The sequence below is a fragment of the Pelagibius sp. genome (genome assembly GCF_028281305.1).
Classification (GTDB): Bacteria; Pseudomonadota; Alphaproteobacteria; order Kiloniellales; family Kiloniellaceae; genus Pelagibius.
The window spans coordinates 22,707-37,654 of record NZ_JANQKD010000084.1 but is presented as its reverse complement, the minus strand read 5'-3'; the positions used below and the strand labels follow the sequence as shown (position 1 = coordinate 37,654).

General features: G+C 65.4%; 14 protein-coding genes. 4 read left to right on the top strand and 10 right to left on the bottom strand.

The window, feature by feature from the left end; translation table 11 throughout:
• From Q0982_RS16395 to Q0982_RS16385, 3 genes are all read right to left on the bottom strand, one after another.
• Positions 1-712 (bottom strand): biotin carboxylase N-terminal domain-containing protein (locus Q0982_RS16395; protein WP_299397297.1); only part of this gene is annotated, 712 nt, incomplete at its 3' end.
• 84 nt (positions 713-796) lie between these two features.
• Positions 797-1,429, bottom strand: a complete 633-nt coding sequence (locus tag Q0982_RS16390; RefSeq protein ID WP_299397295.1) for a glutathione S-transferase family protein — start codon at positions 1,427-1,429, stop codon at positions 797-799.
• Positions 1,430-1,439: 10 nt separating this feature from the next.
• On the bottom strand, positions 1,440-2,972 hold the full coding sequence (locus tag Q0982_RS16385) for an acyl-CoA carboxylase subunit beta (protein WP_299397294.1): 1,533 nt from the start codon (positions 2,970-2,972) through the stop codon (positions 1,440-1,442).
• A gap of 240 nt (positions 2,973-3,212) precedes the next feature.
• On the opposite strand from Q0982_RS16385, the gene Q0982_RS23855 reads away from it, so the two are divergent.
• On the top strand, positions 3,213-4,187 hold the full coding sequence (locus tag Q0982_RS23855; RefSeq protein ID WP_367575452.1) for a methyl-accepting chemotaxis protein: 975 nt from the start codon (positions 3,213-3,215) through the stop codon (positions 4,185-4,187).
• A 31-nt stretch (positions 4,188-4,218) separates the two neighbouring features.
• Here the strand turns inward: Q0982_RS23855 and Q0982_RS16370 are convergent, their stop codons facing one another.
• From Q0982_RS16370 to Q0982_RS16360, 3 genes are read right to left on the bottom strand one after another with little or no spacing between them, the layout of a single operon-like run.
• Positions 4,219-4,944 (bottom strand): ATP12 family chaperone protein, encoded by a 726-nt coding sequence (locus Q0982_RS16370; protein ID WP_299397292.1) that lies wholly within the window; start codon positions 4,942-4,944, stop codon positions 4,219-4,221.
• Positions 4,945-4,961: 17 nt separating this feature from the next.
• Positions 4,962-7,148 (bottom strand): AsmA family protein, encoded by a 2,187-nt coding sequence (locus Q0982_RS16365; protein WP_299397290.1) that lies wholly within the window; start codon positions 7,146-7,148, stop codon positions 4,962-4,964.
• Positions 7,145-7,834, bottom strand: coding sequence for an HAD-IA family hydrolase (locus tag Q0982_RS16360; RefSeq protein ID WP_299397289.1), 690 nt, complete (start codon positions 7,832-7,834; stop codon positions 7,145-7,147). The genes Q0982_RS16365 and Q0982_RS16360 overlap by 4 nt, the downstream gene beginning before the upstream one ends.
• Positions 7,835-8,262: 428 nt before the next feature.
• Between Q0982_RS16360 and Q0982_RS16355 the strand changes: the two genes are divergently transcribed.
• A complete protein-coding gene (locus tag Q0982_RS16355) occupies positions 8,263-8,586 on the top strand; it encodes a hypothetical protein (RefSeq protein WP_299397287.1) in 324 nt (107 codons plus the stop codon).
• 63 nt (positions 8,587-8,649) lie between these two features.
• Here the strand turns inward: Q0982_RS16355 and Q0982_RS16350 are convergent, their stop codons facing one another.
• The 4 genes from Q0982_RS16350 to Q0982_RS16335 all read right to left on the bottom strand — a co-directional run bounded on the left by Q0982_RS16350 (position 8,650) and on the right by Q0982_RS16335 (position 12,371).
• A complete protein-coding gene (locus Q0982_RS16350) occupies positions 8,650-9,690 on the bottom strand; it encodes an RluA family pseudouridine synthase (RefSeq protein ID WP_299397285.1) in 1,041 nt (346 codons plus the stop codon).
• Positions 9,691-9,700: 10 nt separating this feature from the next.
• Positions 9,701-10,096 (bottom strand): fluoride efflux transporter CrcB, encoded by a 396-nt coding sequence (gene crcB / locus Q0982_RS16345; RefSeq protein ID WP_299397284.1) that lies wholly within the window; start codon positions 10,094-10,096, stop codon positions 9,701-9,703.
• Between the two features lie 148 nt (positions 10,097-10,244).
• Positions 10,245-10,910 carry an isochorismatase family cysteine hydrolase gene (locus tag Q0982_RS16340; protein ID WP_299397282.1) on the bottom strand — a complete coding sequence of 222 codons (666 nt, stop codon included), beginning with the start codon at positions 10,908-10,910 and terminating at the stop codon, positions 10,245-10,247.
• Positions 10,911-11,063: 153 nt separating this feature from the next.
• Positions 11,064-12,371, bottom strand: a complete 1,308-nt coding sequence (locus Q0982_RS16335; RefSeq protein ID WP_299397281.1) for a replication-associated recombination protein A — start codon at positions 12,369-12,371, stop codon at positions 11,064-11,066.
• Between the two features lie 370 nt (positions 12,372-12,741).
• Here Q0982_RS16335 and Q0982_RS16330 point away from each other — a divergent pair, with 370 nt between their 5' ends.
• Together Q0982_RS16330 and Q0982_RS16325 are read left to right on the top strand one after the other, a co-directional pair.
• Positions 12,742-14,100 carry an NAD(P)/FAD-dependent oxidoreductase gene (locus Q0982_RS16330; protein WP_299397279.1) on the top strand — a complete coding sequence of 453 codons (1,359 nt, stop codon included), beginning with the start codon at positions 12,742-12,744 and terminating at the stop codon, positions 14,098-14,100.
• Complete coding sequence (locus tag Q0982_RS16325; protein ID WP_299397278.1) at positions 14,097-14,924, top strand: DUF1365 domain-containing protein; 828 nt, start codon at positions 14,097-14,099, stop codon at positions 14,922-14,924. Before Q0982_RS16330 ends, Q0982_RS16325 begins: the two co-directional genes overlap by 4 nt.
• Positions 14,925-14,948: the final 24 nt, after the last annotated feature.

Genomic DNA, 14,948 nt, shown 5'->3' with positions numbered 1-14,948 from the left:
CCTTCTGGTGGCGGCGCTGGATCGAGCATTCGCGCTCGCCCAGGTGCAGGGTGTTGCCGTGGGCGTCGGCCAGCACCTGGATCTCGATGTGGCGCGGCTCCTCGATGAACTTCTCGATGAAAACCCGGTCGTCGCCGAAGCTGGCGCGCGCCTCGTTGCGCGCCGAGCGCAGCCCGTCGCGCACCTCGGCCTCGGAGGCCGCCACCCGCATGCCCTTGCCGCCACCGCCGGCGGAGGCCTTGATCATGACCGGATAGCCGATCTCGCCGGCGATGCGGACCGCCTCCGCCTCGTCGTCGATGGCATCGGGATGGCCGGGCACCGTGCTCACCTCGGCCTCGGCCGCCAGTTTCTTGGAGGTGATCTTGTCGCCCATGGCGCCGATGGCTTTCACCGGCGGCCCGATGAAGACCAGCCCCGCCTTCTCCAGGGCTTCGACGAAGCCGGCGTTCTCGGAGAGGAAGCCGAAGCCCGGGTGGACCGCCTCAGCACCGGTCTCCTTGGCTGCGGCGATGATCTTGTCGATGACAAGATAGCTCTCCGCCGCCGCCGCGGGACCGATGGGCACCGCCTCGTCGGCGGCCCGCACGTGCAGGGCATCGGCATCGGCAGCGGAGTAGACCGCCACCGTCGACACGCCCATACGCTTGCAGGTCCTGATGATGCGGCAGGCGATCTCGCCGCGGTTCGCAATGAGAATCTTTTTGAACATCCGCCCCTAACGCCTTGATTCAGATTCTTTTTTACTCAAGCCGATGTGCCCTCAGTCATTGAGAACTCAACGGTACGCGCCGCCTCATGCCATTCGGTCGTCTGTCGCCCTGAGGCGCCCGGAGAAGGGCACATAGCCCTCCAAGGCCGGGAAACGGTCAATCCAAGCACGCAGAGCCGGAAAGCGCGAGAGGTCCATGCCTCCCTGATCCGCGACATGCGTGTAGGCATAAAGCGAGATGTCCGCGATGGAGGGCGTGCCGCCCAGCAGCCAGTCCTGCTCCGCCAGAGTTCTTTCCATCACGCCGAGGGCGTCGTAACCGCGGTTCTCCCGCTCGGCCCACTGGGGTTCGTTTTCCCGAGTCTTGTCGGTGTGACGGGCCCAGAAGCGCAGCACGGCGACATAGGGCTCGTGGCTGTACTGCTCGAAGAACATCCATTGAAGGGCCCGCGCCCGGCCCAGACTGTCGTCCGGCAGATAGGGTGTTCCCTCGGCGAGATAGAACAGGATGGCGTTGGACTCCGGCAGGAAAGTGCCGTCCTCCAGTTCCAGCACCGGAATGCGCCCGTTCGGGTTCTTCTTCAGGAAGGCCTCCCGACGCGTCTCACCCTGGATCGCATTCACCTCCACCAAATCATAGCGCTTGCCCAAAAGAGCCAGCAACAACCGGGTCTTATAGCCGTTTCCTGAGTCCGGATCGTCGTAGAGTCTCAGCATGCTGCCCCGCTTAAAGCGGCAGGTTGTCGTGCTTCTTCCAGGGGTTTTCCAACTGCTTGTCGCGCAGCATGGCCAGCGCCCGGCAGAGCCGCCGCCGGGTGCCGTGGGGCATGATGACATCGTCGATGAAGCCGCGGGAGGCGGCGACGAAGGGGTTGGCGAACTTGGTGCGGTACTCCTCGGTGCGCGCGGCGATCTTTTCGTCGTCGCCGATGTCGCCGCGGAAGATGATCTCCACCGCCCCCTTCGGCCCCATGACGGCGATCTCCGCCGTCGGCCAGGCCAAGTTCACGTCGCCGCGCAGGTGCTTGGACGCCATGACGACGTAGGCGCCGCCGTAGGACTTGCGGGTGATCACCGTCACCTTGGGCACGGTGGCCTCGGCATAGGCGAAGAGCAGCTTGGCGCCGTGCTTGATGATGCCGCCGAATTCCTGCGAGGTCCCAGGCAGGAAGCCGGGGACGTCGACGAAGGTGACGATGGGGATGTTGAAGCAGTCGCAGAACCGCACGAAGCGCGCCGCCTTGATGGCGGAGGCGATGTCCAGACAGCCGGCCAGCACCATCGGCTGGTTGGCGACGAAGCCGACGGTCTGCCCCTCCAGACGGCCGAAGCCGGTGATGATGTTGCCCGCGTAGTTGGGCTGCAGTTCGAAGAACTCGCTTTCGTCGACGACCTTCTGGATCAGTTCTTTCATGTCGTAGGGCTTGGTGGGATCGGCCGGCACCAGGCTGTCGAGGGAGGGTTCTTCGCGGTCGGCCGGATCGTCCGTCGGCCGCCAGGGCGCCGCTTCGCGGTTCGATGCAGGCAGGAAGTCGAAAAAGCGCCTGAGTTCCAGCAGCGCCTCGATTTCGTTCTCGAAGGCGAGATCGGCCACGCCCGACTTGGTGGTGTGGGTGGTCGCGCCGCCCAGGGCCTCCGCAGAGACCTCCTCATGGGTCACCGTCTTCACGACGTCGGGGCCGGTGACAAACATGTAGGAGCTGTCCTTCACCATGAAGATGAAGTCGGTCATGGCCGGCGAGTAGACCGCGCCGCCGGCGCAGGGGCCCATGATCATGGAAATCTGCGGCACGACCCCGGAGGCCAGGACATTGCGCTGGAACACCTCTGCATAGCCGGCCAGGGAGGCGACGCCCTCCTGAATCCGCGCCCCGCCGGAATCGTTCAGACCGATCACCGGTGCGCCGACCTTCAGGGCCATATCCATGACCTTGCAGATTTTCTCGGCATGGGCTTCGGAGAGGGAGCCGCCGAAAACCGTGAAGTCCTGGCAGAAGACGAAGACGAGCCGTCCGTTGATGGTTCCGTGGCCGGTGACCACGCCGTCGCCGGCCACCTTCTGGTCCTGCATCCCGAAGTCGTTGGACCGGTGCTCGACGAACATGTCCCATTCCTCGAAGGAGCCCTCGTCGAGCAGGACCTGCAGGCGCTCGCGCGCCGTCAGCTTGCCTTTCGCGTGCTGGGAGTCGATCCGGCGCTGGCCGCCGCCGATCGCCGCCTGGTCCCGCTTCTCCTGAAGCTGCCGAAGAATGTCCTGCATCGCCGCTCCCATCCCTGCCCCAAAGCGGGTCCTTGAAACCGGTTTGCCCGCTTTTGCTTATCCATATGCGCGGTTGCTGATAGCACGGGATCGGGGGGAGTGCCAGCGACAGCGCTCCCTGGCATCCACGCCAGCCCGGCCAGGGAACTGAACGAAACGACTACAATTAGGAGAACGTTAACGACGTCTGGATAGAACTGCTTAAGCCCTGTTTCGAGACAGAGATCCCAAGGAAACCCGATGTCCCAGTTCGCCAGCGCGCCCTCTCACAGCCCCTCCGACGACCAGAGTACCCGAGCATCGGAAGGGGGCATGGCCGAGCAGATCGAGGCGCTGCGCAGCGAAGTCTCCAACGTGTCAAACATGGCCGGGCAGATCGAGGCGATTGCCAAGCAGACCAACCTGCTGGCGCTCAACGCCACGATCGAGGCGGCGCGCGCCGGAGAAGCCGGCAAGGGCTTTGCCGTCGTTGCCGGCGAGGTGAAGCAGCTTGCCGGACAGACCAGCAAGGCGACCAGCCAGATCGGCGAGATCGTGGAAAGCCTGACCACCCGGATCAACGAACTCTCCAGCCTGAACGACGCAGCCGTGTCCCGGGCCGGGCGCGCGCAGCCCACTACGGCGCCTGTCGAAACCCCTCAGCCGGCCCCAGCGGCGGCCCCAGCAGCAGCCGCGGCCCCGGCACCGGTGAAGACGGAGGCCCCAGCGCCCACGAGGCCATCTCCCAGACCTGCGCCGACGCCCGCAGACGCGCAAGCGGCGGCGCCCTCGGGCGGCGGCGGGCCTTTGAGTGCAGCGGAAATCAAAATGGTGCAGGAGTCCTTCGCCAAGGTGGAGCCGATCGCCGAGGACGCCGCAGCCCTGTTCTACAAGCGCCTCTTCGAGATTGACCCCAGCACGAAGCCGCTGTTCAAGGGTGACATGGCCGAGCAAGGCCGCAAGCTGATGGCCGTTCTGAAGACGGCGGTGGCAGGCCTGGAGAAGCTCGACAAGCTGGTGCCGGCGGTCAAGGTCATGGGTCAGCGCCACCACGCCTACGGCGTCGAGCTGAAGCATTACGAGAGCGTCGCCAACGCCTTGCTCTGGACCCTCAAGCAGGGCCTGCAGGACGCCTTCACACCTGATGTCGAGAAGGCCTGGGCCAAGACCTATGGCGTCCTCGCGGAAGTGATGATGAAGGGCGCCCAGGAACCGCCCGCAACCCAGGAACTCTGATCCGCCGCCGCTGCCGCCTCTCGGTGACGGCTCAAGCGCTCTCCGCAGAGACACCCTCGCGCAGCAAGGACAGAAATCGACCGGCGGCGTCGAGTTCCTGGTGCAGCGCCGCCTGACGCTTGCGCGCTTCGGCGTCCTCGCCCCAGCGCTCCTGCTGATAGGCCTCGTCCAGCAGCGAAACGGTCCAGGCTTCCTCCGCCTCCATCCGACCGTGGGAAAGCGCAAGGCCGATGACCAGCGATCCCGAGGCCTGAACGGCCGCGGCGAGGCCGGTCAGGGCCATGGCGTCATGCTGCTCGACGGCTGCGCGCAGCGCCGCAAGGCTCTCCGGCGGCTGGTCCTGCGAAACGATCCCGCAGGTTTTCACGAGCGGCGCGTTCAACGCCTCCGCCGCCCAGTCCAGCAGCGGCTGCCAGTGGTCCTGCTGGCGGCGCAGCAGATCGTCCACAGCGTCGCTCCAATAGCAGATGAGGTCATGGCCGCCATAGTCGACCAGATCGTCGACGATGCGCGGCCGCTGCGGCCCGACGATGTCGATCGCGGTGCAGGCCAGGTTGTTCAGCGCCATCGACCCCGTGTCGATATCCTTGTCCTGGCCCTGCCATTCCTCGGCAATGGCCGCCGCCAGGGCCGCGGAGGGCAGCACCAAAGGCGCCTTTGCCGGCGTTCGCACCGGGCGGCCGTCCAGCGTGACGCCATAGCCACCTTCGGCAGGCGCAGAGCCCGCGGACTCGTAGAAACGTTTGATCTTCTGCATTGCCGTGGCGTCGCCTGTCAGTTGCCGAAAAGCCCCTCAAGGCCCTTTTTCAGGCTCCGTCCCAGGTCCTCCGTGGCTTCGCCGACCCCTTCGACCAGGCCTTTGGAGGGATTTGGTTGCTCCGCCTCTTCCGCTGCGCCCCCGGCCGCCGGAGCGCCTGCCGGCTCCACGCCCCCGCCTTCCGGCGCGGCAGAGGCAAGATCGATCGCCGCCAGGGCCTCGCCGCAAAGCGTCTGATCGCTGCCGATCCTGCCGATGATCGGCCCGGTCCCGACCAGCCCGCCGAGGGTATCGACAACCCCGGCAACGATGTTGCCACCGGTCTCGGCGACGGTCCCCACGGTTCCCACCACATTGCCGGCGGCCCCAATCGGATCCGGAACGATGCTCGGGTCCTCCAGAGGACCGATCACCTTGAAGGGAACGGCCAGGCTGGCAAGGCTCGGCTCGCTGGTCTCCGTATCGAAGGCCAGGCTGACCCTTTCGCTCGCCAGGTCAACGCCGCCGCGTCCGGCGATGGCGAAGGTTCCGGTATCCAGCACCAGTGCCCGGCTTTCGGCCTGGCCGCCGGCGATGTCGAAGCGCGTGATCATGCATTCCAGACGGGCCCGCTCAGCCGTGCCGAACAGCGGCCCGGTGATGTCGCTGAACCCGACGCTGAAGAAGCTCAGCAGCGCGTTGTCGATGGTCCCGTCCTGCGAGACTGCCTGAACGTGCCCGTCGAGACCGGCGGCCAGCGCGCGCAGACTGCCGCCCTGGCTGCGCAGGTCCACCTCGGCATCCAGGGCACCGCCCACCTGTTCGCTGACCTCCACCTTGCGCAGCAGGGCGCCGAAGTCCATGGCGGCGCCGTCGAGTGTCAGCGCAAGGCGGGGAGGATTCTGTCCTGCATCGACGACGGCCCGCCCGGTAAGATCGCCTTCCGCCAGCCGCGCCTGCAAGGGTTCCACCAAGAGGCGGCCGTTCTCGAGCGCCGCAGTGAGCCTGAGGTCGTCGACAAAGAAGCGGGGCGACAGCCGCGCCTCAACGGCGCTCAGCGTCACCTTTCCGTCGACCGCCGAGAGTGCCTCGAGCCCAAGCGGACTGTCGGAGAAGATGCGGCCGTCACTGGCTCCCCCCTCGGTTTCCGTCTGCGTGGTGGCAGGCGATGATCCGGCATCCTGCGCCTCTGGCCCGGTACCGGGCTGCAGGTCGGCCAGGTCCAGCGTCTTGGACGCAAGGTCGGCGGTCAGCCGCGGCCGCTCGCCGCCGAGGTCCAGAGTTCCCGCTCCTGCCACGTCGCTCTGCCCAAGCTCCACGGCAAGGCCTGAAAAGGCGATGGTGTCGCCGGCAACCGTCACGTCGCCCGACAGCGTGTAGGGGCCGATGGCCGGCAGCGCCGCGCCGACAAGCGGCGAGAGCGATGAGAGATCTTCACCCGATGCACTGACCGCGACCTCCGCGCCGGCGGCGCCGACCAGGTCACCGGCGGCACCTGTGATGCGGCCGCTGGCGCCGCCCGCCTCGAACGCCAGGTCCAGGTCGCTCTTCGCACCGGACAGAATGTCGCGCAGGTTGTCGAAAGTGCCCGACACACGAAACGGATTGTCGTTGTAGCTGCCGACAAGCGCGAGGCTGCGCTCACCGCCGCCGTCCGGCACCCGGCCGCTCGCTTCGGTGAGGGTGACGGTCAGGGGCTCCTGGTCGGCGGGGCCGTCCGCAATCACGATCCGGCCGCCGCGGATCGCGAAGTCCTGAATGTCGGGCAGCCCGCCGGCATCGGAGGTGCCCCTAGCCTCCTCAGGCGCATCGCTCCCCGATGGTGCCGATGGGGTCCCGAACTCCCAATTGCCGTTCCCCTCGGCGTCGGTCTCAATCAGGATGTCCGGCTCCACCAGCACCAGGCGGTTGACGACAATGTCGCCGCCGAGCAGGGCCAGAAGATCTACCTCGAGCTCCAGCCGGCGCAGGGTCACCATATCCGGCCGGCTGCCCCAAGGGGCATTTGCGAACCGCAGGTCCTGCAGATCGATGGAGGGCGAAAGCGAGATTTGAAGATCCACCGGCCCCGCGACCACCAGGTCGCGGCCCGTCGCCGTCTTCACTTCCCTCTGCAGCAGGGCGGTGAGGTCGTCGAAGTTGAGCGTCGACAGAAAGGCGTAGGTCGCAACCCCGAGACCGACGACAACAGCCGCTGCGATGTAGATCACACGGCGCAGTTTCATCGCGATGCTCCGTCCAGTCGGATCATGGCCCCTTCGAGTTCGTCAAAGCGGTCGATCACCACGCCGGCACCCGCGGCATAGAGCTGGTCGCGGTGATGATAGCCCCAGTCGACCCCAATGGCATCGCAGCCTGCGGCGCGCGCCATCTCGATGTCGAAGGCCGTGTCCCCGATCATGACCGTATCCTGCGGCTCCGCCCCAACCTCCGCCATGGCCAATTGAAGGACACGGGGGTGGGGTTTGCTGGGTCCGTCGTCTGCTGTCTTCAACGTTGTGAAGTGATGCTGCAGTCCGTGGTGCTCCAACACCCGCAGCAGGCCGCGCCGGTTCTTGCCGGTCACAATGCCCAGCAGCAACTCCGGGTGATCCAGCGCGGCCAGCACCTCGCGCGCGCCGTCAAACAGCGGGTCGTCGTGATCGGGCCCGCTGAGCCGCGCATGAAAGGCCTCGCGGTAGAGCCCTGTGATCCTCGGAGCCATGGCCCTGAGGTCCGGCGGCAGCAGTTCCGCGACAGCCACCTCGAGCTTCAACCCGATGATGCCGCGCACGGCCTCAGCGTCCGGCTGCTCCAGCCCGACGGCGTCAAAGGCCTGGCTCATGCAGAAAACGATGGTGTGCTGACTGTCGACCAGGGTTCCGTCGAGGTCGAAGACGATGAAGCGGTGGCGAAATGGAATGGGTGTCATAGCGCCCTGTCTCTACCATGTTGCTCGGTCCTGCTTAAGGCGATTCGCAGAGCAAAGCCTTAACCATTGTGGCCGCTCCGCCTCATTCCCATGGCCGAATGAAGGAAGCATGAGAAGCCTCTGATAGGCCGCTCCGGGTGGCATAAATCGGGCGGGTTAAGGGAGATATCAAAAGCGCAAGCCACTTATCCACATCTATAAGGCTCTGAATTATATACAATAATTGTGGGTACGCCACATTTTAGACATGTTTGCCAAACAATTAACAAATAATTAAGAGAGTAAAAATGCCACACCCTTGACTAATGCTGTGACATATATTGGCTTTTACAGATGTCATTTTTGGATATTAATAATTTTGCAGGGGAAATAAGAAAAAATCACGCCTACACCTTGGGTCATCGGAAAACAATCCATAGGGGTCAGGCATGTTTTCGAAGTTCATCACGGGCAAGTATTCTGCTGTCACTATCGCCGCGGCAGCAGTCATCGCCTTCTCTGCACCGGCAACGGCGCAGGACTGGTCGAAGATGATGAACCTTCATTACTCTACTGCTGAACAGACCAAGTATGAGCCTGAAGCGGGCTCCGAATGGGGCTTCTCCTTGAAGACCGTGATGAGCGACATGGAATGGCGCAAGAAGACGGCGGCCACCCTGCGCAACCAGGCACGGCCGACGGTCACCGAGCAGCGCCGCCACCATCAGCTTGTGCAGCGCTCGCAGCAGCCCCGCCGCTACTCGACCTTCTAATCCCCACTCCCATCCCGGCGTCGCAGGGGTCTTGACGGCAGCCAGCAAACAAGCAGCGCTGCATCAGACCCCGCGGCCGCGCCGGGGCGAATGGCTGAGGCCCTCCGCATAGCTCAACAGGCCGTCCAAAGCGGCATCTCCCTGCTCCGGGTCGAATCCCAGCACCTGCCAACTCTCTGCCATATGCGGCGGCAGTGCTGCGACTACCCGCAGCGTCGTGCCGTCTTCCGGATGGGGCAGCGCCAGTTCCCTTGCCATCAGGTGCAGCGTCTTCGGCAGCCCCGGTTTGTCCGGAAAGGCCGCCCGCCCGCCGTACTTGCCGTCACCGACGATGGGCGTGCCCAAGGCCGCGCAGTGGACGCGGAGCTGGTGGGTGCGCCCGGTCACGGGCATCAGCACAACCCAGGCAAGCCGGTCCTTATAGGTCTGCACGACGCGGAACAGGGTTTGCGCAGGCTTGCCCTCTTCTTCTGCCGGGGTCACAGCTTCGCCGGCCCCGGTCTGGCGCTTCGCCAGGGGCAGATCGATCAGGCCGCGCTTCTGGCGGGGTACACCGCTGAGCAACGCCCAGTAGACCTTCTGTGTCGTCTTCGCGCGAAAGGCCGCTGTCAGGGCGCGCGCGGCGGCGGCGCTGCGCGCCAGCAGCAGGACGCCGGCAGTGTCCTTGTCGAGGCGGTGGACGAGCCTGGGCCGTTCCGCCGCGCCCAGTTTCAGGGCCTCCAGCATGCCGTCCAGATGGCGGCTCTGACCGCTGCCGCCCTGCACCGCCAGGCCTGCCGGCTTGTCGAAAGCGATCACCGTGTCATCGCTGTAAAGCACCCGTGCTTTGAGATCGGCGGCCTCCGCTGCAGAGAGCCTCTGCGGCTTTGGTCCCGCGGGCGGGCGGGCGTCGTCGGCTGCGGGCAGCGGCGGGACCCGGACGATCTGGCCGGCCTCGATCCGGCTGGCGGACTTGGCGCGCTTGCCGTCAAGCCGGACCTCGCCCTTCCGCAGCCACTTTTCCAGACGCCCCTGGGTCACCTGAGGAAAGCGCTGCCGGAACCAGCGGTCCAGGCGCTGACCCGCCTCCTCCGCCTGGATCGCGACCTTCTGGACCCCGCTCATGTCCGCACACTCAGGCGAAGATGGCGCGGATCAGCGCAAGGCCCGCGACGAACCCGGCAATCGAAAGCACAACGGAAGCGGCGATGTAGACTGCGGCCTGCATAAGGGCGCCGCGCTCGTACAACAGCACCGCCTCCATCGAAAAGGTGGAGAAGGTGGTAAAGGCGCCCAGCAGGCCGACCGTCAGCAGGGCGCGCAGGGCTTCCGGCGGCGACCAGGCCAGCGCGAAGACTTCGACCAGCAGACCCATGGCGAAAGACCCGAGGACGTTGACGCCAAGGGTGCCAAGCGGAAAGCCGCCGAGCCAGGGGCCGAACGCATGGCTGACCTGGGACACCATGGCATAGCGCCCCAATGCGCCCAGAGCGCCGCCCAGGGCCACTGCGATCAGGATCTGAAATTGCATAGGCCTTGCCTCTTCGCTCGCCTAGCGTCTTCGCGGCGGTGGAGACGGTGCCTCCGCTCCGCGAGACCATCTCTAGCTAACAAAGTGGGGTCAGCGGTGCAAACGCCGGTGAAACAGAAGCCGGCGGCCCGGTCAGAGCGGATCGGCTCTAAGCCGCCGCGGATCGGGGTCCGCCGTTGCCCAGCCAGCTCATGCAGTTGGCGCTATCCATAAGATAGACACCCATACGTCCCAACTCGCGGACCGAATCTTCGGTTGCGTTGCAGAGCGCATCGGCCACCAGCACGATGCGGAAGTCCCGCGCCGAGGCCTCGTAGACCGAGGCCCGGCCGCCGGTCGAGAAGCTGAAGCCACAGATCACCAGGGTGGTGACCTCCAGTTCGCGCAGCCTGGCCTCCAGGCCGGTGTCGTGAAAGGCGCCCCAGCGCGGCCGGTAGTGGACGAACTCGTTTTCGCCGATCGGCTGGAAATCGCCCGCCAGCAGGACCTCCGGGTCCAGACGTACGCCGGCACTGGGCTTGACCTCGTCGATCAGCTCCGCACCCAGGGTGCCGGGCATGAGGATGCGCATGCCCTCCTCAACGGCCTGGCGGCGGCAGGCATCCACGTTGGATCCGTCGGCCTTGTACAGTCTGACCGAATGGAAGACGGGCGCCCCTTCCTCGCGGAAGGCGTCCAGCAGCTTGCGCATTCTCGGCAGCGCCGAGCGCACGCCACAGGCCCGTAAAGGCGAGCCAGGCGTTATGAAATCACGTTGAGCGGAGATACAGAGTAAAGCTGCTTTGCCTTTGTCAGGCACGCAGTAGTTGGCCATATAACGCCCCTATGAGCCTAGTGATTCCGAATAGGCTGCCCCTCTCGCCCTAAGCGGAGCGAGAAGCTTTGTCCCGGTGACAAAGTACGAGCATTGGCAGAAGGGACAATAAGCAAGGCGGAATAGCAGCCGCGCATCAAACGCAAGGCTGCCTCAGGAGTCGCCCTCCTCTGCCCCTTGCCGGCGCTGGCGCAGCCTCGCCCAGTAATCCAGGCGCTTGCGGATTTCCCGCTCGAACCCTCGTTCCACGGGCTGATAGAAGGTTTGGCGTTCCAGGTTGTCGGGAAAATAATCCTGCCCTGAAAAAGCCTCCGGCGCGTCGTGGTCGTAGTTGTACCCGCGACCATATCCCAGGTTGCGCATCAGCGATGTCGGCGCATTAAGGATGTGGGCCGGCGGCGCCAGCGAGCCGCTGTCCTTGGCGCTGCGCGCCGCGCCGCTGTAGGCCTTGTAGGCCGCGTTGGACTTGGGCGCGGTCGCTAGGTAGATCACGGCTTGGGCGAGCGCGAGTTCGCCCTCTGGGGAGCCGATGCGCTCGAAGGCCTGCCAGGCCGCGATGCTCTGGGGCAGAGCGTCAGGGTCGGCCAGGCCGATGTCTTCCACCGCAAAGCGGACCAGGCGGCGGGCGATGAAGTGGGGGTCTTCGCCGCCGGCCAGCATGCGGGCAAACCAATAGAGCGCCGCATCGCAGTCGGACCCGCGCAGCGACTTGTGCAAGGCCGAGATCAGGTTGTAGTGGCTCTCCTGGCCTTTGTCGTAGATCGGCACCCGCTTCTGAACCACGGCCGCCAACGCCGCGCTGTCGAGCGGCTGGTCCGGTGCCAGCGTCAGCACCTCCTCGGCCAGATTCAGAAGGTAGCGCCCATCGCCGTCGGCCATGGCGATCAGGGCCGCCCGGGCATCCGTCGACAGCGGCAGATCGCGCCCCTCGAGCGCCTCGACCCGGGCCAGCAGTTCGCGCAGCGCTGTGTCTTCCAAGCGCTTCAGGACCAAGACCTGACAGCGGGAAAGCAAAGCGGGGTTGAGTTCAAAGGACGGGTTCTCGGTCGTGGCCCCGACCAGGATGACGGTGCCGTCCTCGACATAGGGCAGAAATCCGTCCTGCTGGGCACGGTTGAAGCGATGGATCTCGTCGACGAACAGCAAGGTGCCGCGCCCGCCGAGGCGGCGCTGCTTGGCGCGGTCGAAGACCTTGCGCAGGTCGGCGACACCAGAGAACACGGCAGAGAGAGGCTCGAACTCCAGCGTCGTTTCCTGCGCCAGCAGGCGGGCAATGGTGGTCTTGCCGCAGCCCGGCGGCCCCCAGAGGATCAAGGACGCCAGGCGCCCGCCCTTGACCATGCGGCCGAGCGGCGCGTCGGCTGCGAGAACATGGTCCTGGCCGACGACCTCCGTGAGGCTCTGCGGACGCAGCCGGTCTGCCAGAGGCCTGGGGGCCTGACTTTCAAACAATCCCGTCATAACGCTGAAGCTTCTGCAATCCCGTGCCGTGTCGCGGTCGCCCCCTTGCGGCGCGCATACCCGCTCCCCAGCCTCCAGCTTTTCATGTTCTGCCGGAGGCCGCCACTTTTCATGATCCATTAAGGGTTTAGCAGCGTATCAGCACAAGTGGATATGAGCACGTCGGGGCTTATATCCCTGGGTAGGTGGCAGGCGGGAGTCAGCAGTTCAAACAGCACCCAGCATAGCAAATGGCGGCTTGCCATCGCGGCGGCCGAACTGGGTTTCGTAAAGCGTCGAAGCCGGACAAGGTGGGGACACGCAGCGCCGTTCAGGTTCCAAGACGCTCGACGCGCCAGGGATCGGGAAGCGGCGCAAAGAAAAGCAAGGGATGAGTATGAAGATTGCGGTTGTTGGCAGTGGCATTACCGGATTGGGCGCAGCCTGGGCGCTGGACTCTTGTCACGACGTAACTCTGTTTGAAGCGGACGATCGCCTTGGCGGGCACTCGCACACCGTGGATGTTGCCACCAGGGACGGCAGTCTTCCCGTTGATACCGGCTTCATTGTCTACAACGATCAGGCCTATCCGAACCTGACGCGTCTCTTCGACGCCCTGGCGGTGCCGACCGAACGCAGCGACATGTCGTTCTCGGTCTCTCTCGACGACGGGCGCCTGGAGTACTGCGGCAGCTTCGCAGGGCTCTTCGTTCAAAAGCGCAATCTCCTGAGCCCGCGCTTCTGGTCGATGCTGCGCGACCTGCTGCGCTTCTACAGGGATGCGCCGGGCGCGATGCTGGAGGCGGAGACCGCCGGCATGAGCCTGGGCGAGCTGCTCGATCACGGCGGCTACGGCGATGCCTTCACCCGCGATCACCTCCTGCCCATGGGCTCGGCCATCTGGTCGGCGCCGCTGGACGAGATGCTGGCCTTCCCGGCGCGCTCCTTCATTCAGTTCTGCGAAAACCACGGGCTGCTGCTTCTGACAGGGCGCCCGCAGTGGCGTACCGTTTCCGGCGGCAGCCGGGAATACGTTCAGCGCATCGCCAAGGGCCTGCGCGGCGAGGTGCGCCTGCGCAGCCCCATCGGGCGGCTGCGCCGCACGCCTCAGGGCGTCTACCTGCAGGTACCCGGAGCGGAAGAAGAGCGCTTCGATCAGGTCATTCTCGCCTGCCACGCCGATCAGGCCCTGCGCATTCTCGGCGGCGAAGCAACGTCGGCAGAACGAACGGTCCTGAGTGCCTTCCGCTATGAGAAGAACCGCGCCGTGCTGCACACCGACACCACCTTGATGCCGCGCCGCCGCGGAGCATGGGCAAGCTGGAACTACACCAGCGGCGCCTCCGCCGAAGTGCACACCGCCAGCCACCGCCACCACGGAAAGGTGTCTGTGACCTACTGGATGAACCGACTGCAGAACATCGACCGCCGGCATCCGCTCTTCGTGACCCTGAACCCGGAGCGCGAGCCCGCCGCCGAGAGCGTTCTGCGCGACCTGGTCTACGACCACCCGCTCTTCGATGCAGGCGCCCTCAGGGCACAGAAGGACCTGCCGGATATCCAGGGTATGAACCGCCTTTGGTTCTGCGGTGCCTACTGCGGCTACGGCTTTCATGAAGACGGCCTGCAAGCGGGCCTCGGCGTCGCCGCGGCCCTGGGCTCCCCCGCCCCCTGGGCACAGCATGTGGTGCCGCGCAGCCCGGCGGCCGAGGCGGTGGTGCCGGCGTCGCTGCTGGAGGCGGCCGAGTGACGGCGCCACCGCAACCGTCGAACCAAAAGAACGGCAGCGATCGCTCTTCGTCGCAGTCCTGTCTCTACTTCGGGCAGGTTATGCATCGGCGTCTGCGGCCGTTCTCCCATCGCTTCAGCTACGGCGTGTTTTCGCTCTTTGTTGACCTGGACGAGTTGCCGAGCCTGGTGCGCCGGCTGCCGCTGCTTTCTCACAACCGCTTCAACATCTTCAGCTTCGATGATCGCGATCACGGTCCGCGCGACGGAACGGCGCTGCGTCCCTGGGCTGAGGCGCAGCTCGCGGCGGCCGGTATCGATCTGCAGGGCGGCCCCATCCGCCTGCTCTGCTTTCCGCGAATCCTCGGTTATGTTTTCAACCCTCTGACGCTCTGGTTCTGCCATCACCGAGACGGATCGCTGCGCGCCGTTATCTACGAGGTGAAGAACACCTTCGGAGAGCAGCACTGCTACCTGATCCCGGTGAAGGACGGTAACCGCGACGGCCGGCCGATCCTGCAGAAATGCGAGAAGGGTTTCTTCGTTTCTCCCTTTATCGAGATGACAGCCGCTTACCGGTTCCGTCTCCGCGAACCCGGGGAAAAGCTTTCCGTGCTGATCCGCCAGGCGGTGCCCGACGGGGAGATCCTGTTGGCAACGCTCACAGGCCGCCGCGTGGCAATCGACCGCGGTGGGTTGTGGCGCGCCTTCTTCCGCTACCCGCTGATGACCGTCAAGGTGATGGCCGCCATTCACTGGGAGGCGCTGTGGATCTGGCGTAAAGGCGCCCGCTACCACCGCCGCGGCACACCGCCCGGCGAAGCGGTGACATCGGTTGCCCCCTAGCCTTCCCCTGCACAACCCGTATGG